The organism is Pseudomonas sp. TE3895 (assembly GCF_056278855.1).
The window spans coordinates 5,610,492-5,628,947 of sequence record NZ_JBWBQE010000001.1; the positions used below are offsets into that span (position 1 = coordinate 5,610,492).

Sequence of the window (18,456 nt, forward strand, 5' to 3'; positions counted from 1 at the left end):
TTAATAGGTGTAGGAAATTTCCTTAGTTGCCGTTCAGTGCCGCCTGACGGGCAGAAGCCCTGATCTTGCGCTTGCTACGCTGCACGCCGTAAGCCCCCAGCAATGGCCCGACCGCCAGGCCAATGACCAAGGCAGCCAATACCAGAACAGCAACCGGCATGGCTGGCGTAGCCCAACCGAACAGGACCAATGACACGGCTTGCTGGTTCTCCAGCACGAAGAACAGCACCACAGCCGCCAACAGCAGCACGAACACTGCCGCCAGGGCGCGCTTGAGGTTACGCATCAGAATTCTCTCCTTGGTAGATCAGGCTTCAGCCTCGTCTTCTTCATTGACCCGATCACGCAGCTCTTTGCCGGGTTTGAAGTGCGGCACGAACTTGCCTTCGAGGCTGACCGACTGGCCGGTCTTCGGGTTACGGCCCACGCGGGGGGCGCGATAGTGCAGCGAGAAGCTGCCAAAACCGCGGATCTCGATGCGATCGCCGGTAGCCAGGCATTGCGACATCTGCTCAAGCATGGTCTTGATGGCCAGCTCCACATCCTTGGACGAGAGCAGCCCCTGATGGGTGACAATACGTTCGATCAGCTCCGACTTCGTCATATTTTTCCCTTCGTTATCAAGCAGCTAGATCATTGCTTAACCAGTTTGTAGCACGCTGGGAAGGATTTGAACAGGGTGGATCTTGACTTAATAAAAAAATTCAAGATTGAAGTAATTCAAGAATGGTCTACCACTCAGGCAGGCCAGCGCTGCCTTATTCGCGGGCAAGCCCGCTCCTACAATAGGGGCGCGTCAGCCTGAAGCGAGCGTGGTCCACTGCCCTCGGTGTAGGAGCGGGTTTACCCGCGAACACCGGCGAAGCCGGTGCCATCCACCGCGCTGCCTGATTCGCGGGTGAACCCGCTCCTACAAAGGGCTTCGCCAGCCTGAAGCTGGCGTGATCCAGCAGTGCCATCCGCCGCGCCGCCTGGTTGCGGAGCATAAAAAAAGGGCGACCCGAGGGTCGCCCTTTTTACCGATCAAACAGAACTCAGTTCTGCTTGGCCATTGCTTCGCGCAGCAGCGCAGCCATGGTGGTGTCGGCAGCAGCTTCCGGAGCGTTTTTCAGGCTCTGGATAGCTTCGCGCTCTTCAGCGTCGTCTTTCGATTTGATCGACAGGCTGATAACGCGGGACTTGCGGTCAACGCTGATGATCTTGGCTTCGATCTCTTCGCCTTCCTTCAGAACGTTACGCGCGTCTTCAACGCGGTCACGGCTGATTTCGGAAGCTTTCAGAGTGGCTTCGATGTCGTCGGCCAGAGTGACGATGGCGCCTTTGGCGTCAACTTCTTTCACGATGCCCTTGACGATAGCGCCCTTGTCATTGACAGCAACGAAGTTGGAGAACGGATCGTCTTCCAGCTGCTTGATGCCCAGGGAGATGCGCTCGCGCTCTGGGTCAACCGACAGGATGACGGTTTCCAGCTCGTCGCCCTTCTTGAAACGACGTACGGCTTCTTCGCCGGTTTCGTTCCAGGAGATGTCGGACAGGTGAACCAGGCCGTCGATGCCGCCGTCCAGACCAATGAAGATACCGAAGTCGGTGATCGACTTGATGGTACCGGTGATCTTGTCACCCTTGTTGAACTGGCCGGAGAAGTCTTCCCATGGGTTGGACTTGCACTGCTTGATGCCCAGGGAGATACGACGACGCTCTTCGTCGATGTCCAGAACCATGACTTCCACTTCGTCGCCAACCTGAACGACTTTCGACGGGTGGATGTTCTTGTTGGTCCAGTCCATTTCGGAAACGTGTACCAGACCTTCAACGCCTTCTTCCAGCTCAGCGAAGCAGCCGTAGTCGGTCAGGTTGGTAACGCGAGCCTGTACGCGAGTACCTTCTGGGTAACGGGCAGTGATAGCTACCCACGGATCTTCGCCCATCTGCTTCAGACCCAGCGAAACGCGGTTGCGCTCACGGTCGAACTTCAGAACGCGTACGTCGACTTCGTCGCCAACGTTAACGATTTCCGATGGGTGCTTGATGCGCTTCCAAGCCATGTCGGTGATGTGCAGCAGGCCGTCGATACCGCCCAGGTCCACGAATGCGCCGTAGTCGGTGAGGTTCTTGACGATACCTTTGACTTGCTGGCCTTCCTGCAGGGTTTCCAGCAGGGCTTCGCGCTCGGCGCTGTTCTCGGCTTCCAGCACGCTGCGACGGGAAACGACAACGTTGTTGCGCTTCTGGTCCAGCTTGATGACCTTGAATTCCAGCTCTTTGCCTTCCAGGTGGGTGGTGTCGCGCACTGGGCGGACATCAACCAGGGAGCCCGGCAGGAACGCACGGATGCCGTTAACGTCGACAGTGAAGCCGCCCTTAACCTTACCGTTGATAACGCCCTTGACCACTTCTTCGGCGGCGAAAGCTGCTTCCAGAACAATCCAGCACTCGGCGCGCTTGGCTTTTTCACGGGACAGCTTGGTTTCGCCAAAGCCGTCTTCGACCGCGTCCAGCGCAACGTGAACTTCGTCACCGACCTTGATGGTCAGCTCGCCAGCTTCGTTGTAGAACTGCTCGAGCGGGATGACGCCCTCGGACTTCAGGCCAGCGTGTACGGTAACCCAGTCGCCGTCGATGTCGACAACGATACCGGTGATGATCGCACCCGGCTGAAGATTGAGGGTTTTCAGGCTTTCTTCAAAGAGTTCTGCAAAGCTTTCGCTCATTTTAATTCCTGTAGATTCGGGCGAAACAGACGCCCATAACCACATTCCAGACAATGTGGGTTCGTTTTAAGTAAAGGAAAGCCGGCAGGACGTTGACTGGTGCCCCTGCCTGCTTTCCTGGCTATCAGATAAGGTCGCGCTGGGCGATCTCGCTTCTGATACGTTGCAACACCTGCTCGATGGACAACTCGGTAGAGTCCAACTGAATGGCATCGGCCGCTGGCTTCAGCGGGGCCACTGCACGTTGGGTGTCACGTTCATCACGCGCACGAATCTCATCCAGCAGACTCGACAGACTAACATCTTCACCCTTGCCCTTCAACTGCAGGTAGCGGCGACGTGCACGCTCCTCCGCGCTGGCGGTGAGGAAGACCTTCAAGGGCGCATCCGGGAACACCACGGTACCCATGTCGCGACCGTCAGCAATCAGCCCCGGCACTTCGCGGAACTCACGCTGACGCACCAGCAGCGCATCACGCACTGCCGGCAGCGAGGCCACCATCGATGCACCAGCACCGACGGTTTCGGTACGGATGACGTTGCTGACGTCCTCACCCTCAAGGATGATCTGCTGTAGCTTACCGGGCTCGGCAGCGATGAACTGCACATCCAGATGGGCGGCAAGCTTGGTCAGCAGCTCTTCGTTGGTCAGGTCGACGCCGTGGTTACTGGCATTGAATGCCAGCAAGCGATACAGCGCGCCGGAGTCCAGCAGCTTCCAGCCCAGCTCGCGGGCAATCAGCCCGGCGACCGTGCCCTTGCCCGAGCCGCTTGGCCCGTCGATGGTGATAACCGGTGCCATTGAATTCACGACTTGCCCTCTTCTGCCACGCGAATCCCCACTTCGGCGCACAGCGCCAGGAAGTTGGGGAACGAGGTGGCGACGTTGGCGCAGTCGTGAATGCGAATCGGCGCACTGGCGCGCAGCGAAGCCACACTGAAGGCCATGGCGATGCGGTGGTCACCATGCCCATGCACTTCGCCGCCGCCCATCTGGCCGCCGTCGATGATGATGCCGTCCGGGGTCGGCTCGCACTTGATGCCCAAGGTAGTGAGGCCATCGGCCATCACCTGGATGCGGTCGGACTCCTTCACCCGCAGCTCTTCGGCACCACGCAGCACGGTACGCCCTTCAGCGCAGGCAGCGGCCACGAACAATACCGGGAATTCGTCGATGGCCAGCGGCACCAACGCTTCAGGAATGTCGATACCCTTCAGCTTGGCACCGCGCACACGCAGGTCGGCCACAGGTTCGCCGCCCACTTCACGCTGGTTTTCCAGGGTGATGTCGCCGCCCATCAGGCGCAGGATGTCGATCACGCCGGTACGGGTCGGGTTGATGCCGACATGCTCCAGCACCAGCTCGGAGCCTTCAGCGATAGAGGCTGCGACCAGGAAGAACGCGGCCGAGGAAATGTCAGCCGGCACTTCGATCCGGGTAGCGGTCAGCTTGCCACCAGACTGCAGCGAGGCCACCGGGCCATTGCTGTCGACCGAATAGCCAAAACCGCGCAACATGCGCTCGGTGTGGTCACGGGTAGGCGCAGGTTCGGTGACAGTGGTCTTGCCTTCGGCGTACAGGCCGGCCAGCAGCAGGCAGGATTTGACCTGGGCGCTAGCCATCGGCAGCGTGTAGGTCAGCCCTTTGAGCTTGTGGCCACCGCGGATGGTCAGCGGCGGACGGCCGTCCGGGCCGGTCTCGACCACAGCACCCATTTCGCGCAGCGGGTTGGCCACACGGTTCATCGGGCGCTTGGACAGCGAGGCGTCGCCGGTCATGGTGACATCGAACGACTGACCGGCCAACAGGCCCGACAGCAGGCGCATCGAAGTACCGGAGTTACCTACGTACAGCGGCCCAGGTGGCGGCTTGAGGCCATGCAGGCCCACGCCGTGAATGGTCACACGACCGTGGTTGGGGCCTTCGATGACCACACCCATGTCACGGAATGCCTGCAGGGTCGCCAGCGCATCTTCGCCTTCGAGGAAGCCTTCGACCTCGGTAGTACCTTCGGCCAGCGAGCCGAGCATGATCGAGCGATGGGAAATCGACTTGTCGCCCGGTACACGGATCCGCCCGTTCAGGCGGCCACCCGGTTGGGCCTGGAAAATCAGATCGTTGGCGTTCATAGCGTCCACATAGGCCCGGCGGGCCAGGATTTTACTGAAATGCTCGCGGGCAACCCGTGCGCGGGTGAATACACCCAGCAGTTGGTGCCCATCCCCTTCAGCGATCGCGTCGCGCAGGGCGTCGAGATCGCTGCGATATGTATCAAGCGTGCGCAGGACAGCGTCGCGGTTGGCGAGGAAGATGTCATGCCACATGGTCGGATCGCTGCCGGCGATTCTTGTGAAATCGCGGAATCCACCCGCAGCGTACCGGAAGATCTCGAGGTTTTCATTGCGTTTGGCCAGTGAGTCGACCAGGCCAAAGGCCAGCAGATGTGGCAGATGGCTGGTGGCGGCCAGTACTTCGTCATGGCGCTCGACCGACATGTGCTCCACGTCGGCATCCAGCGCACGCCACAAGCGGTCAACCAGGGCCAGCGCGGCGGGGTCGGTTTCGGCCAGCGGCGTGAGGATGACCTTGTGCCGGCGGAACAAGGTGGCATTGGAGGCTTCTACCCCGCTCTGCTCGGAACCGGCAATGGGGTGGCCCGGGACGAAGCGCGGCAGGCGATCACCGAAGACGGCACGCGCTTCCCGCACGACGTTGCCCTTGGCGCTGCCGACGTCGGTGATGATTGCATTACCCAGGTCGAGCTGGGCCAGTCGGGCCAGGACTTTCTCCATGGCCAGGATCGGTACGGCCAGCTGAATGACATCGGCGCCCACGCAAGCGGCGGCGAGGTCTTCTTCGCAGCGGTCGACCACGCCCAGGGCCACGGCCTGCTTGCGCGAGGGGGCATCCAGGTCGACACCGACCACTTCGCGGCACAGGCCGCTTTCACGCAGGCCCTTGGCGAACGAGCCGCCGATCAGGCCCAGGCCGACCACGACCAGGCGGTTGATGATTGGCGCGGGTTTGGTTTTTGCTGCATTTACCACTGGTGCGAACCCTGTTCTGAAATCTGGACAGCCGGTAAGAGCCATTGGGGCTGCTTTGCAGCCCATCGCGACACAAGGCCGCTCCCACAATGCGCTACACCTGTGTGGGAGCGGCCTTGTGTCGCGATGGGGCGCGAAGCGGCCCCAACAACCTCAGATCAAAGCACCGCCTTCGGATACGAGCCCAGCACCTTCAGCGCCACAGCCTCCTGGCTGATCTGCTCGAGCACCGCCTTGATCAGCGGGTCGCGATGGTGGCCGACGAAATCGATGAAGAACACGTAGGTCCACTTGCCGCTGCGCGACGGGCGGGTCTCGATGCGGGTCAGGTCGATGCCGTTCTGATAGAACGGCACCAGCAACTCATGCAACGCACCTGGCTTGTTGCTCATCGAAACGATGATCGAGGTCTTGTCGTCGCCGGTCGGCGGTACTTCCTGGTTACCGATCATCAGGAAGCGCGTGGAGTTGTCCGGGCGGTCTTCGATCTTCTCGGCCAGACGGGTCAGGCCATACAGGTTGGCCGCCATATCGCCGGCGATCGCCGCCGAATTCCACTCACCCTTGACCCGCTTGGCCGCTTCGGCATTGCTCGATACGGCCACGCGCTCCACGTTCGGGTAGTGCGCGTCCAGCCACTTTCGGCACTGGGCCAGCGACTGGGCGTGGGAGTAGATGCGGGTGATGCTGTCGGTCTTGGTGTTCTCGCCCACCAGCAGGTGGTGGTGGATACGCAGCTCGACTTCACCGCAAATCACCATGTCATGCTCGAGGAAGCTGTCCAGGGTGTGGCTGACCGCACCTTCAGTGGAGTTTTCCACCGGCACCACACCGAAGTTGACGGCACCGGCCGCCACTTCACGGAACACTTCGTCGATGGCCGCCATCGGCCGACTGATCACCGCGTGGCCGAAGTGCTTCATGGCCGCCGCCTGGGTGAAGGTGCCTTCAGGGCCGAGGTAGGCGATTTTCAGCGGCTCTTCCAGGGCCAGGCACGACGACATGATTTCGCGGAACAGCCGCGCCATCTCTTCGTTGCCCAGCGGGCCCTTGTTGCGCTCCATCACGCGCTTGAGCACCGCAGCTTCACGCTCGGGACGGTAGAACACCGGCTTCTCGCCTTCCTTCAGCGAGGCCGTCTTGACCCGGGCTACTTCTTCGGCGCAGCGGGCGCGGTCGCTGATCAGCTCGAGGATTTTCTCGTCGAGGCTGTCGATGCGCACGCGCAGCGCCTTGAGCTCCTGTTCGGACATGTCAGCCATGCTCCTTCTCGAATTCAGCCATGTAGCCTACCAGCGCTTCTACCGCTTCCAGGCCCAGGGCGTTGTAGATGGAGGCGCGCATGCCGCCCACCGAACGGTGGCCCTTGAGGTTGAGCAGGCCACGCGCATCGGCGCCAGCGAGGAAGGCCTTGTCCAGGCGCTCGTCAGCCAGGCGGAACGGCACGTTCATCCACGAACGGGCGTTGACGCTGATCGGGTTGGTGTAGAACTCGCTGCGGTCGATGAACCCGTAAAGGCGCTCTTTCTTGGCACGGTTGCGCTGCTCCATGGCCTCAACACCGCCCTGCTCTTTCAGCCACTCGAAGACCAGGCCCGAGAGGTACCAGGAGTAGGTGGCCGGGGTGTTGTACATCGACCCGTTGTCAGCCGAAACCTTGTAGTCGAGCATGGTCGGGCAGCTGCTGCGGGCATGGCCCAACAGGTCTTCGCGCACGATCACCACCACCAGGCCGCTTGGGCCGATATTCTTCTGCGCGCCGGCGTAGATCAGGCCGAACTGCGACACATCGATCGGGCGCGAGAGGATGTCGGACGACATATCGACCACCAGCGGTACGTCACCGGTTTGCGGCACCCAGTCAAACTGCAGGCCACCGATGGTCTCGTTGGACGCGTAGTGCACGTAGGCAGCGTTTTTGGTCAGGTTCCACTCGTTCTGGCCGGGGATGGCCAGGTAGTCGTAAGGCTTGGCAGTGGCGGCGACGTTGACGTTGCCGAAACGGCGCGCTTCCTCGACGGCCTTTTTCGACCAGATACCGGTTTCGATGTAATCGGCCGTGCCGTTTTCCGGCAGCAGGTTCAGCGGGATTTCAGCGAACTGCTGGCTGGCGCCCCCTTGCAGGAACAGCACCTTGTAGTTGGAGGGGACGGACAGCAGGTCACGCAGGTCCTGCTCGGCCTTTTCGGCGATGGCCACGTAATCGTCGCTGCGATGGCTCATTTCCATCACCGACAACCCCTTGCCACGCCAGTCCAGCATCTCGGCCTGTGCGCGCTGCAGGACAGCGTCAGGAAGCGCGGCAGGGCCTGCGCAGAAGTTAAAGGCTCGTTTGCTCACATCCACTCTCGCTCTGCCAAATAGAACAAAATCGTAATTCGGTGGCCACATTCCATGCAGGATCGGTGGCGCCTGCATCGCGGGCAAGCCCGCTCCTACACAGTCAAACGGGGCGACCTTGGTCGCCCCGCTCGGGTTTACGCTCGCTTACTCTTGCGGGGCCTCGTCGGCACCCGCAGCTTCTTCATTTTCATTGTCTGGCGCTGCAGCCTCGACACCCTCCTCGTCCGTCTCGATCACTTCATCGAGCTCGTCCTCGGATGGCTCCTGGATACGCTCCAGGCCCACCAGTGTCTCATCGGCCGCCAGCTTGATCAGCGTAACACCCTGGGTGTTGCGGCTCAGGCTGGACACCTCGCCAACCCGGGTGCGAACCAGCGTGCCCTGGTCGGAAATCAGCATGATCTCCTCGCCTTCCTGCACCTGGATAGCCCCAATCAGCAGGCCGTTGCGCCCTTTGGTACCCATGGCGATCACACCCTGGCCACCACGGCCGCGACGCGGGAACTTGGACAGCGGGGTGCGCTTGCCAAAGCCACGCTCGGAGGCGGTGAGGATCTGCGAGCCGGACTCCGGGATCAGCATCGAGATGATCCGCTGGCCTTTGCCCAGTTTCATGCCGCGTACACCACGGGCGTTGCGACCCATTTCACGCACGACGCTCTCGGCAAAGCGAATGACCTTGCCAGCGTCGGAGAACATCATGACTTCCTTGGCGCCATCGGTGATGGCCGCGGCAATCAGAGTGTCGCCTTCCTTCAGCTTCAGGGCGATCAGGCCGTTGGAGCGCGGACGGGCGAACTGCACCAGCGGGGTCTTCTTGACGGTACCGGAAGCGGTCGCCATGAAGATGTACGCGCCGGTCGGCTCTGCAACCCACTCCGGGGTGTCGCCGTCTTCTTCGTCGACTTCCTCGGCCTCCACCAGCTCACCCTCGAGCACGGTGTCATCAGCCTCGTCCAGTTCTTCGTCGAGGTCGGCGTTCTGCTGCAGCGCTTCGAGGTCGATCTGCAGCATGGCGGTGATGCGCTCACCCTCCTCCAGCGGCAGCAGGTTGACCAGCGGACGACCGCGGGCAGCGCGGGACGCTTCGGGGATTTCGTAGGTCTTCTTCCAGTACACCTTGCCCTTGCTGGAGAACAGCAACAGGGTGGCATGGCTGTTGGCGACCAGCAGGTGCTCGATGTAGTCCTCGTCCTTCACGCCGGTCGCCGACTTGCCTTTGCCGCCGCGGCGCTGGGCCTGGTAGGCGGACAATGGCTGGGTCTTGGCATAACCACCATGGGAGATGGTGACCACGCGCTCTTCTTCCGGGATCATGTCGCCGTAGTTGAGGTCGTGGCTGGCATTGAGGATTTCGGTGCGGCGCACATCGCCGTACTCGGCACGGATGGCCTCCAGCTCCTCGCGAATCACTTCCATCAGGCGCTCGGCGCTGCTGAGGATGCGGATCAACTCGCCGATCTGCTCGAGGATTTCCTGGTACTCGGCCAGCAGCTTCTCGTGCTCCAGGCCGGTCAGGCGGTGCAGGCGCAGGTCGAGAATGGCCTGGGCCTGCTCCGGCGACAGGAAGTACTTGCCGTCATGCAGGCCGTACTGCTCCGGCAGGTCCTCAGGGCGGCAGGCGTCGGCGCCGGCGCGCTCGACCATGACCTGCACGGCACTGGATTCCCACGGTGTGGAAACCAGGGCTTCCTTGGCTTCGGACGGCGTCGGCGAGGCCTTGATCAGGGCAATGACCGGGTCGATGTTGGACAGCGCGACCGCCTGGCCTTCAAGGATATGGCCACGTTCACGGGCCTTGCGCAGCTCGAATACGGTACGGCGGGTCACCACTTCACGGCGGTGGCGGACGAACGCTTCGAGCAGGTCCTTGAGGTTGAGCAGGCGCGGACGGCCGTCGACCAGGGCCACCACGTTGATGCCGAATACGCTCTGCAGCTGGGTTTGCTGGTAGAGGTTGTTGAGCACTACCTCCGGCACCTCGCCGCGACGCAGCTCGATGACGATGCGCATGCCGTCCTTGTCGGACTCGTCGCGCAGCTCGGTGATGCCTTCGATCTTCTTCTCTTTGACCAGCTCGGCGATCTTTTCGATCAGGCGCGCCTTGTTCAGCTGGTACGGCAGCTCGGTGATCACGATCTGCTGGCGGCCGCCAACCTTGTCGATGTCTTCGATCTCGGAGCGGGCGCGCATGTAGATGCGGCCACGGCCGGTGCGATAGGCCTCGATGATGCCCTGGCGACCGTTGATGATGCCGGCAGTCGGGAAGTCCGGGCCAGGGATGAACTGCATCAGTTCATCGATGGTGACTTCCGGGTTGTCGATGAGCGCCAGGCAGCCATCGATGACCTCACCGAGGTTGTGCGGCGGAATATTGGTCGCCATGCCCACGGCAATACCGCTGGAGCCGTTGACCAGCAGGTTGGGAATACGCGTCGGCATGACCGCCGGGATCTGCTCGGTGCCGTCGTAGTTGGGCACCCAGTCGACGGTTTCCTTGTGCAGGTCGGCCAGCAGCTCGTGGGCCAGCTTGGTCATGCGCACTTCGGTGTATCGCATGGCGGCAGCGTTGTCGCCGTCCACCGAACCGAAGTTGCCCTGGCCGTCGACCAGCAGGTAGCGCAACGAGAACGGCTGGGCCATACGCACGATGGTGTCGTAGACCGCAGTGTCGCCGTGCGGGTGGTACTTACCGATCACGTCACCGACCACACGGGCGGATTTCTTGTACGGCTTGTTCCAGTCGTTGCCCAGTTCGCTCATCGCATAGAGAACGCGGCGATGCACGGGCTTCAAGCCGTCACGCGCATCGGGCAGCGCTCGCCCGACAATCACGCTCATCGCGTAGTCGAGGTAAGACTGTCTCAGTTCGTCTTCGATATTGACCGGGAGGATTTCTTTGGCCAGTTCGCCCATGAGAAGCCTGATTCCTTTTTCTGGTGAAACTTCGCAGCTCCATCAAGGGCCGAACGAAGCTCGCCGCCGCAGCGCATAAGGGTGCGACGACTTACGACAAATCAATGAGTTGTGCCATGGATCTGCGCAATGAAGGCCGCCACTTTGGGCGGTCTTGGAAACTGCCGGATATTATCACAAAGGCGGGGGCGGTGGGGAGATCTGTACGGCAGTGCACGGTCATTGTGGGAGCGGCCTTGTGTCGCGATAGGGCTGCACAGCAGCCCCGGCAATTTTTGCTTCTTCGCCGACATCCCGGGGCCGCTTTGCGGCCCTATCGCGACGCAAGGCCGCTCCCACAAAGTACGCGTTCTACCGGGGTATCAGTGCAGGCGCTTGCGGCAAATCAACTGGGCCAGTTTGGCGGTATCCGGGCGCTCGACAACACCCCGTTCGGTCACGATAACGTCAATCAGGTCGGCCGGGGTCACGTCGAACACCGGATTGAATACCTGCACATCCCGTACCGCCGGGGCACCGCCAAAGTCCAGCCACTCGTCGGCGTCACGCTCTTCCAGGGGAATATCCTCGCCGGTTGCCAGGTTCAGGTCGATGCTGGTGCTCGGCGCCACCACCATGAAGCGCACACCATGGTGCATGGCGCTGACCGCCAACTGGTAGGTGCCGATCTTGCTGGCCACGTCGCCATTGGCAGCGATGCAGTCCGCGCCCACCACCACCCAGGTGATGCCCTTGGTCTTCATCAGATGCGCCAGCGCCGAGTCGGCGCACAGGGTCACCGGAATTCCCTCGTTGGCCAGCTCCCAGGCCGTCAGGCGCGAGCCCTGCAGCCAAGGGCGAGTCTCACCGGCATAAACCCGCTCGACCATGCCTTCCAGGTAGCCGGCACGGATCACCCCCAGTGCGGTGCCAAAGCCGCCACTGGCAAGGGCGCCGGCGTTGCCGAAGGTGAGCAGGGCCTGGGCATTGCCCTGATGACGACGGATCAGCTCGATACCCTGCTGGGCCATGGTCAGGTTGGCCTCACGGTCGCTTTCGTGAATGGCCACCGCTTCGGCCTCCAGCGCCGCCAGAACGTCTTCTTCCGGACGCAGGCGCAGCAGACGCTCGCGCATGCGGTTCAGCGCCCAGAACAAGTTGGCGGCGGTAGGGCGCGCTTCGGCGAGGGTGAGAAAGTCGTCTTCCAGGTCCATTTCCCAATCGCCGCCTTCGGCCAGCCGCTCTTCAAGGGCCAGTACCAGGCCGTAAGCTGCGGCAATACCGATCGCCGAGGCGCCGCGCACTGCCATGTCACGGATGGCTGCGGCTACCTGCGCAACATTGTCGCAGGCCAGCCAACGCTCCTCCGACGGCAGCAGGCGCTGGTCGAGCAGGTGCAAGGCGCCGCCCTGCCAGCGGATCGCGGTCACCTTCTCCGCCGCCAAAAGTCGCTCGCGCATCGCCTCTCCCCGTCATTCGGATATCAAAAACCGGCGATTATAGCGACCCTCGCGGCCAAGCGCTCGGGTATACTCCGGCGCAATTTTGCGAAGTTTCAGAGGACTGTTCAATGAGCAACGTCGACCGCGCCGAAATCGCCAAGTTCGAAGCGCTGGCCCACCGCTGGTGGGACCGCGAAAGCGAGTTCAAGCCGCTGCACGAAATCAACCCGCTGCGCGTCAACTGGATCGACGAGCGCGTCAGCCTGGCCGGCAAGAAAGTGCTGGACGTGGGTTGCGGTGGCGGCATCCTCAGCGAAGCCATGGCCCTGCGCGGCGCCACGGTCACCGGTATCGACATGGGCGAGGCGCCACTGGCGGTGGCTCAGCTGCACCAGCTGGAGTCCGGCGTGCAGGTGGAATACCGGCAGATCACCGCCGAAGCCCTGGCCGAGGAAATGCCCGAACAGTTCGACGTGGTCACCTGCCTGGAAATGCTCGAGCACGTGCCCGACCCGTCTTCGGTGATCCGCGCCTGCTACCGCATGGTCAAGCCGGGCGGCCAGGTGTTCTTCTCCACCATCAACCGCAACCCCAAGGCCTACCTGCTGGCCATCGTCGGCGCCGAGTACATCCTGAAGATGCTGCCGCGCGGCACCCATGACTTCAAGAAATTCATCCGCCCGTCCGAGCTGGGCGCCTGGAGCCGCGATGCAGGCCTGCAGGTGAAGGACATCATCGGCCTCACCTACAACCCGCTGACCAAGCACTACAAGCTCAACAGCGACGTCGACGTCAACTACATGATCCAGACCCTGCGCGAGGAATAAGCATGCGTTTGCGAGCAGTACTCTTCGACATGGACGGCACCTTGCTGGACACGGCGCCGGACTTCATCGCCATTTGCCAGGCCATGCTCGCCGACCGCGGGCTGCCGGCCGTTGACGACAACCTGATCCGTGGCGTGATCTCGGGTGGCGCCCGCGCCATGGTCGCCACTGCGTTCGCCATGGACCCGGAGGCTGACGGCTTCGAGGCCCTGCGCCTGGAATTCCTCGAGCGTTACCAGCGCGACTGCGCGGTGCACAGCAAGCTGTTCGAGGGCATGGCCGAGCTGCTGGCCGACATCGAGAAAGGCAACCTGCTGTGGGGCGTCGTCACCAACAAGCCGGTGCGCTTCGCCGAGCCGATCATGCAGCAGCTGGGCCTGGCCGAGCGTTCGGCGTTGCTGATCTGCCCGGACCACGTGAAAAACAGCAAACCCGACCCCGAGCCGCTGATCCTGGCCTGCAAGACGCTGAACCTGGACCCGGCCAGTGTGCTGTTCGTCGGCGACGACCTGCGCGACATCGAGTCTGGCCGCGACGCAGGTACCCGCACGGCGGCGGTGCGCTACGGCTATATTCATCCAGAGGACAACCCCAACAACTGGGGTGCCGACGTGGTGGTGGACCACCCACTGGAACTGCGCAAAGTGATCGACAGCGCGCTGTGCGGCTGCTGAACCCAGACCGATGACCGGGCACCGCCTCTTTGTAGGAGCGGGTTCACCCGCGAATGCGCCAGCCCAGACAACACTGGCGCCTGATCGGACGCATTCGCGGGTGAACCCGCTCCTACAATAGGCCCGGCCGCCCACACGAACTCGAAGGACAGAACCATGTTCGACTACACCGCCCGCCCCGACCTGCTGCAAGGCCGGGTCATCCTGGTTACCGGTGCCGGCCGTGGCATTGGTGCCGCGGCTGCCAGGGCCTATGCCGCACTGGGTGCCACCGTGCTGCTGCTGGGCAAGACCGAGGCCAACCTGAACGAGGTCTACGACCAGATCGAAGCCGCCGGCCACCCGCAGCCGGTGGTCATCCCGTTCAACCTGGAAACCGCCCTGCCACACCAGTACGACGAGCTGGCGGCCATGATCGAAGGCCAGTTCGGCCGCCTCGATGGCCTGCTCAACAATGCGTCGATCATCGGCCCGCGCACGCCGCTGGAACAGCTGTCGGGCGACAACTTCATGCGCGTGATGCACATCAACGTCAATGCCACCTTCATGCTCACCAGCACCCTGCTGCCGCTGCTGAAGCTGTCAGAAGACGCTTCGGTGGTGTTCACCAGCAGCAGCGTGGGGCGCAAGGGCCGGGCTTACTGGGGCGCCTATGGCGTGTCGAAGTTCGCCACCGAAGGCCTGATGCAGACCTTGGCCGATGAACTGGAAGGCGTGGCGCCGGTGCGCGCCAACAGTATCAACCCAGGCGCCACGCGCACGGCGATGCGGGCCCAGGCCTACCCCGGCGAGAACCCGCAGAACAACCCGCTGCCCGAAGAGATCATGCCGGTGTACCTGTACCTGATGGGGCCGGACAGCACAGGGGTGAACGGGCAGGCGTTCAACGCCCAATGATGTTTTGCCTGTACCGGCCCTTTCGCGGGTGAACCCGCGCCTACAGGGGATCGCATAACCCCGCAGGAGCGGGTTCACCCGCGAAGAGGCCGGTGCAAGCGAAGATCAGCCCGCAGCCAACACCGGCCGCATACGGCCTTGCTGGCGCCCTTCCAGCTGCATGCAGCGTTCCAGGAACAGGAACATGCAGTCGTAGCTCTTGCAAATGGCCCTGCGCAGTTCGTTGCGCAACCCCAGGGTGGGGTTCTCACCGGCCAGGGTACAGATGATTTCCAGCGCCTCCCACGGGTGCGCATCGTCATACTGGGCATGCATCTTCAGCCACTTCATCGCCCGCTTGCGCCCTTCTTCAGGGAACCCCTGCGCATAGGTGTCGGTCGAGCACACCACCGCCGACCACTCACCGGTCGCCCCTTCGATGGCGTAGTTGGTCGCCGCCATGGAAATGGCCAGGTTTTCGGTGGCGCACACCCGCCAGCACCAGTCGTTCAGGCCGTTCAGCTCGGGCGGCACTTCTTGCGCCTGCAACTCGTGCAGGTGCACACCGTGCGCCTGGCACCAGTTCACCCAGTAATCGGCATGGTTGAGCTCGACGCGGATGTTGCGCATCAGCCAGCGCCGCGCCATGTCCTCGCCCTGATGCCGGCCGTAGCGGGTCTTGGTCAGGTTATGCGCCATGTACAACGAAAACTGCTCCACCACCGGCCAGCCACCGATCAGGTACTGACGGATGGTCGATTGCTTCAGCTGGCCATCGCGTAGACGTGCATAAAACTCATGCTCAACCACCCGGCGCTTGCTCTCGCGGCAGTCTTCAATCAGTTGCTGGGCCCATTGGGGGTAACTGGCGGGGTCCATCAAAGGCCCGATACGAACGAATGCGTCAATCACTTTCAGCTCCTTGATCCTTGTGATTTCCAACTAGCGAAACGTGCCAGGTGCTCGCTGCAACAGAGGCCGGGCGGCGATCCGTTGGCGCTGCAGACTGTCACAGGTGAACACCTGGGGGCGTTCGATCAGGTAGCCCTGGGCGTAATCCACGCCTATTTCCTGCAAGGCCTGCTCAATCAAGGGTGTTTCGACGAACTCGGCGATCGTGCGCTTACCCATCACATGGCCGATATGGTTGATGACCTCGACCATGGCCCGGTTGACCGGGTCGTCGAGCATGTCCTTGACGAAACTCCCGTCAATCTTCAGGTAGTCCACGGGCAAATGCTTGAGATAGGCGAACGAGGACATGCCGGCGCAAAAATCATCCAGCGAGAAACGGCAACCCAGCCCTTTCAACTCATTGATGAAGCGAATGGCGCTGCCCAGGTTGGCAATGGCGCTGGTTTCGGTAATTTCGAAACAGATCATTCGCGGCGGAATGGCGTATTCGACGAACAACCGCTGGAGGTATTCAAGGAACTTGTCGTCGCCAATGCTGGACCCTGACAGGTTGATGGCACAAGTCGACAACGGCCCTTCACGCCCTTCTTCCAGGCACTGGCGTATGACCATGAACACATTGCGCACCACCCAGCGGTCCAGCGCGGTCATCAGGCCGTAGCGCTCGGCCGCCGGGATGAAGCTGCTGGGCAGGATGGTGCGGCCGCTTTCGTCGTGCAGGCGCAACAGAATTTCGATATGGCCCGGGCCCTCGAAGGTTTTGAGCGGGGCGATTTCCTGGGCATAGAGGCAAAAGCGGTTTTCTTCCAGGGCCACATGCAAGCGCTGGATCCAGGCCATTTCGCCAAAACGCATGGACAGCTCGCTGTCGTCGGCGTGGTACACCTGCACCCGGTTTCGGCCCTTTTCCTTGGCCATGTAGCAGGCCATGTCGGCGGCGCGCAGCGAGGCCTCCAGGGTACCGGGGGCCTGGGCCATATGCACCAGGCCAATACTGACCGTGGTCACGAACGGCCGCCCTTTCCATACGAAGTGCAGGCTCTGCACCATCTGGCGCAATTGTTCGCCAATGCGCTCGGCCTGGTCGGGCGGGCAGTTTTCCAGCAGCACGCCAAATTCATCGCCGCCCAGCCGCGCCAGCGTATCGCCCTCACGCAGGCCAGATTGCAGCACCGCGCAGATGTGCCGCAGCAACTCATCGCCAGCAGCGTGGCCACAGGTGTCGTTGACCAGCTTGAACTGGTCGAGGTCGAGGAACATCAGCGAATGCCGCCCGGCCTGGCGCGCCAGGTCGTTGAGCGCCTGCTCCAGGCGGTATTCGAACTCGCGGCGGTTGGCCAGCCCGGTCAGGGCATCGTGGGTTGCCTGCCAGGACAGGTTGGCGATGTACTGGCGTTCCTGGGTCATGTCGTGCAGCACCAGCACGATGCCACTGACCTGGCCATCATTGACGATCGGCGAGCCTACCAGGTTGATCGACACCGTACTGCCGTCCAGGCGCTGGATCAGCCGGGCATGCTCGGAGCCGCCCTTGAGGCTGCCGCTGAGCACCTGCTCGACCAAGCTGCGACCGTCCTCCTCGGCGTGCTCATCCACCAGGCTGAACAGTGCCGACAGCGGCAGGCCCTGGGCCTGGCCGGATTGCCAGTGGGTCAATTGCTCGGCGGCCGGGTTCATGTAGCCGATACTGCCCTCGACATCGGTGGTGATCACCGCATCACCGATGGCCTGCAGGGTAATCTGGGCACGCTCTTTTTCTTCCTGCAGGGCGCTGGCAAAGGCCTGGCGCTGGGCCAACAGCTTGCTGGAGCGGCGCCAGGCAATGGCGATCAGGAACATTGCGGTCAGCAGGTTGGTGATCAGCAGCACCCGCAGCAACATGCGCGAGCCTTCGCCCAAGGCATCACTGAAGGCCTTGGCCGCCGGGGTCACGCCTTCGTTGATGGCGACAATGCGGGCCTTCCAATCGCTGACAGTGTCTGGATCCGCCGGGCCATTGGCAAAACGCTGGCGCATTTCACCGGCCAGTACATCCAGCTTGGCCAGATAGTCGTCACCGATGTCCCAGTAATCGATGGCTGTCTGCATATAGCTGACATGGCGAAAATTGCGGTAGAACCAGATGATCCGATCGACATCGTCAGGGTGGTTGCCACCTTGCAGAACCGCCTGTCGCGCGGCGTCCAGATCAGGGCTGGGGTCGTCGAGCACCTCGCGCAGACGATGGTCACCCTGGGGCACGGTAATGGCCTGGCGATAGCGTTGGTAGGTGCTGTCGTCCTGCGTCTCGCCGTACAGACTGAGGTAGTAGATGGCATCTTTCTGCGCCTTGGACCACAGGCTTTCGCCCGCGACATAGGCGCGCACGGCCGAGAGCGTATAAAGGCTGAGGCTGCCCAACGCCACCTGAAGGACCACGACGGCGATGAAAGGCCATGTGATGCCGAGCAACTTTGGCGCTTCGAGTGTGCGATGTCCCTTCATGGAGTCCCTGTCACAGAGCAGATAAGGCGTAAATCGACCCAGACAAGCACAGCGTAGGCCATTTGCCATCGCTGTGAAGGGGATTTTTATGACAAGGAATCGGGGAATTTGTACAGCGTATGCGCTGGCCATTGTAGGAGCGGGTTTACCCGCGAAGAAGACACCGCGGTGGATGGCACGGGCTTCGCCCGTGTTCGCGGGCAAGCCCGCTCCCACAGGGATCGCACCAGCTTTTAGAAAT

The 18,456-nt window shown here is 62.1% G+C and carries 14 protein-coding genes; 3 read left to right on the top strand and 11 right to left on the bottom strand.

All coding sequences use genetic code 11. The annotated features are described in order from the left end of the window. Positions 1-22: 22 nt before the first annotated feature. The 9 genes from ACZ889_RS25365 to mtnA form a co-directional block, all read right to left on the bottom strand. Positions 23-286 carry a lipopolysaccharide assembly protein LapA domain-containing protein gene (locus ACZ889_RS25365; RefSeq protein ID WP_003252676.1) on the bottom strand — a complete coding sequence of 88 codons (264 nt, stop codon included), beginning with the start codon at positions 284-286 and terminating at the stop codon, positions 23-25. A 21-nt stretch (positions 287-307) separates the two neighbouring features. After that, positions 308-604 (bottom strand): integration host factor subunit beta, encoded by a 297-nt coding sequence (gene ihfB / locus ACZ889_RS25370; RefSeq protein ID WP_003252675.1) that lies wholly within the window; start codon positions 602-604, stop codon positions 308-310. 430 nt (positions 605-1,034) lie between these two features. Further along, the gene (gene rpsA, locus ACZ889_RS25375) at positions 1,035-2,711 is read right to left on the bottom strand and encodes a 30S ribosomal protein S1 (RefSeq protein ID WP_003252673.1); all 1,677 of its coding nucleotides are present in this window, start codon (positions 2,709-2,711) and stop codon (positions 1,035-1,037) included. Between the two features lie 124 nt (positions 2,712-2,835). Next, positions 2,836-3,513, bottom strand: a complete 678-nt coding sequence (gene cmk, locus ACZ889_RS25380) for a (d)CMP kinase (protein ID WP_003252672.1) — start codon at positions 3,511-3,513, stop codon at positions 2,836-2,838. A gap of 5 nt (positions 3,514-3,518) precedes the next feature. After that, a complete protein-coding gene (locus tag ACZ889_RS25385; protein WP_476258038.1) occupies positions 3,519-5,726 on the bottom strand; it encodes a bifunctional prephenate dehydrogenase/3-phosphoshikimate 1-carboxyvinyltransferase in 2,208 nt (735 codons plus the stop codon). A 191-nt stretch (positions 5,727-5,917) separates the two neighbouring features. Next, on the bottom strand, positions 5,918-7,012 hold the full coding sequence (pheA, locus tag ACZ889_RS25390; RefSeq protein WP_003252669.1) for a prephenate dehydratase: 1,095 nt from the start codon (positions 7,010-7,012) through the stop codon (positions 5,918-5,920). A gap of 1 nt (position 7,013) precedes the next feature. After that, on the bottom strand, positions 7,014-8,099 hold the full coding sequence (gene serC / locus ACZ889_RS25395; RefSeq protein ID WP_476257937.1) for a 3-phosphoserine/phosphohydroxythreonine transaminase: 1,086 nt from the start codon (positions 8,097-8,099) through the stop codon (positions 7,014-7,016). A 147-nt stretch (positions 8,100-8,246) separates the two neighbouring features. Continuing rightward, positions 8,247-11,018: a DNA gyrase subunit A gene (gene gyrA, locus ACZ889_RS25400; protein ID WP_003252665.1), complete on the bottom strand. Its 2,772-nt coding sequence runs from the start codon at positions 11,016-11,018 to the stop codon at positions 8,247-8,249. Positions 11,019-11,380: 362 nt separating this feature from the next. Continuing rightward, positions 11,381-12,457, bottom strand: a complete 1,077-nt coding sequence (gene mtnA / locus ACZ889_RS25405) for an S-methyl-5-thioribose-1-phosphate isomerase (RefSeq protein ID WP_012053387.1) — start codon at positions 12,455-12,457, stop codon at positions 11,381-11,383. Positions 12,458-12,567: 110 nt separating this feature from the next. On the opposite strand from mtnA, the gene ubiG reads away from it, so the two are divergent. The 3 genes from ubiG to ACZ889_RS25420 all read left to right on the top strand — a co-directional run bounded on the left by ubiG (position 12,568) and on the right by ACZ889_RS25420 (position 14,837). Further along, positions 12,568-13,266, top strand: a complete 699-nt coding sequence (ubiG, locus tag ACZ889_RS25410) for a bifunctional 2-polyprenyl-6-hydroxyphenol methylase/3-demethylubiquinol 3-O-methyltransferase UbiG (protein ID WP_003252662.1) — start codon at positions 12,568-12,570, stop codon at positions 13,264-13,266. A 2-nt stretch (positions 13,267-13,268) separates the two neighbouring features. Further along, positions 13,269-13,940: an N-acetylmuramic acid 6-phosphate phosphatase MupP gene (gene mupP, locus ACZ889_RS25415; protein WP_003252659.1), complete on the top strand. Its 672-nt coding sequence runs from the start codon at positions 13,269-13,271 to the stop codon at positions 13,938-13,940. A 156-nt stretch (positions 13,941-14,096) separates the two neighbouring features. Further along, the gene (locus tag ACZ889_RS25420) at positions 14,097-14,837 is read left to right on the top strand and encodes a YciK family oxidoreductase (protein ID WP_012053388.1); all 741 of its coding nucleotides are present in this window, start codon (positions 14,097-14,099) and stop codon (positions 14,835-14,837) included. Between the two features lie 105 nt (positions 14,838-14,942). Here ACZ889_RS25420 and ACZ889_RS25425 read toward each other — a convergent pair whose 3' ends face one another. Together ACZ889_RS25425 and ACZ889_RS25430 are read right to left on the bottom strand one after the other, a co-directional pair. Beyond that, a complete protein-coding gene (locus tag ACZ889_RS25425; protein WP_180689415.1) occupies positions 14,943-15,728 on the bottom strand; it encodes a TenA family transcriptional regulator in 786 nt (261 codons plus the stop codon). A gap of 30 nt (positions 15,729-15,758) precedes the next feature. After that, entirely contained in the window at positions 15,759-18,215 is a 2,457-nt protein-coding gene (locus ACZ889_RS25430) for an EAL domain-containing protein (RefSeq protein WP_180689414.1), read from the bottom strand. Positions 18,216-18,456 lie beyond the last annotated feature (241 nt).

Bases quoted from the DNA above. Each gene is read 5' to 3' on its own strand.
- ACZ889_RS25365 (WP_003252676.1), bottom strand. From the start codon at position 286: ATGCGTAACCTCAAGCGCGCCCTGGCGGCAGTGTTCGTGCTGCTGTTG.
- ihfB (WP_003252675.1), bottom strand. From the start codon at position 604: ATGACGAAGTCGGAGCTGATCGAACGTATTGTCACCCATCAGGGGCTG.
- rpsA (WP_003252673.1), bottom strand. From the start codon at position 2,711: ATGAGCGAAAGCTTTGCAGAACTCTTTGAAGAAAGCCTGAAAACCCTC.
- cmk (WP_003252672.1), bottom strand. From the start codon at position 3,513: ATGGCACCGGTTATCACCATCGACGGGCCAAGCGGCTCGGGCAAGGGC.
- pheA (WP_003252669.1), bottom strand. From the start codon at position 7,012: ATGTCCGAACAGGAGCTCAAGGCGCTGCGCGTGCGCATCGACAGCCTC.
- gyrA (WP_003252665.1), bottom strand. From the start codon at position 11,018: ATGGGCGAACTGGCCAAAGAAATCCTCCCGGTCAATATCGAAGACGAA.
- mtnA (WP_012053387.1), bottom strand. From the start codon at position 12,457: ATGCGCGAGCGACTTTTGGCGGCGGAGAAGGTGACCGCGATCCGCTGG.
- ubiG (WP_003252662.1), top strand. From the start codon at position 12,568: ATGAGCAACGTCGACCGCGCCGAAATCGCCAAGTTCGAAGCGCTGGCC.
- mupP (WP_003252659.1), top strand. From the start codon at position 13,269: ATGCGTTTGCGAGCAGTACTCTTCGACATGGACGGCACCTTGCTGGAC.
- ACZ889_RS25420 (WP_012053388.1), top strand. From the start codon at position 14,097: ATGTTCGACTACACCGCCCGCCCCGACCTGCTGCAAGGCCGGGTCATC.
- ACZ889_RS25430 (WP_180689414.1), bottom strand. From the start codon at position 18,215: ATGAAGGGACATCGCACACTCGAAGCGCCAAAGTTGCTCGGCATCACA.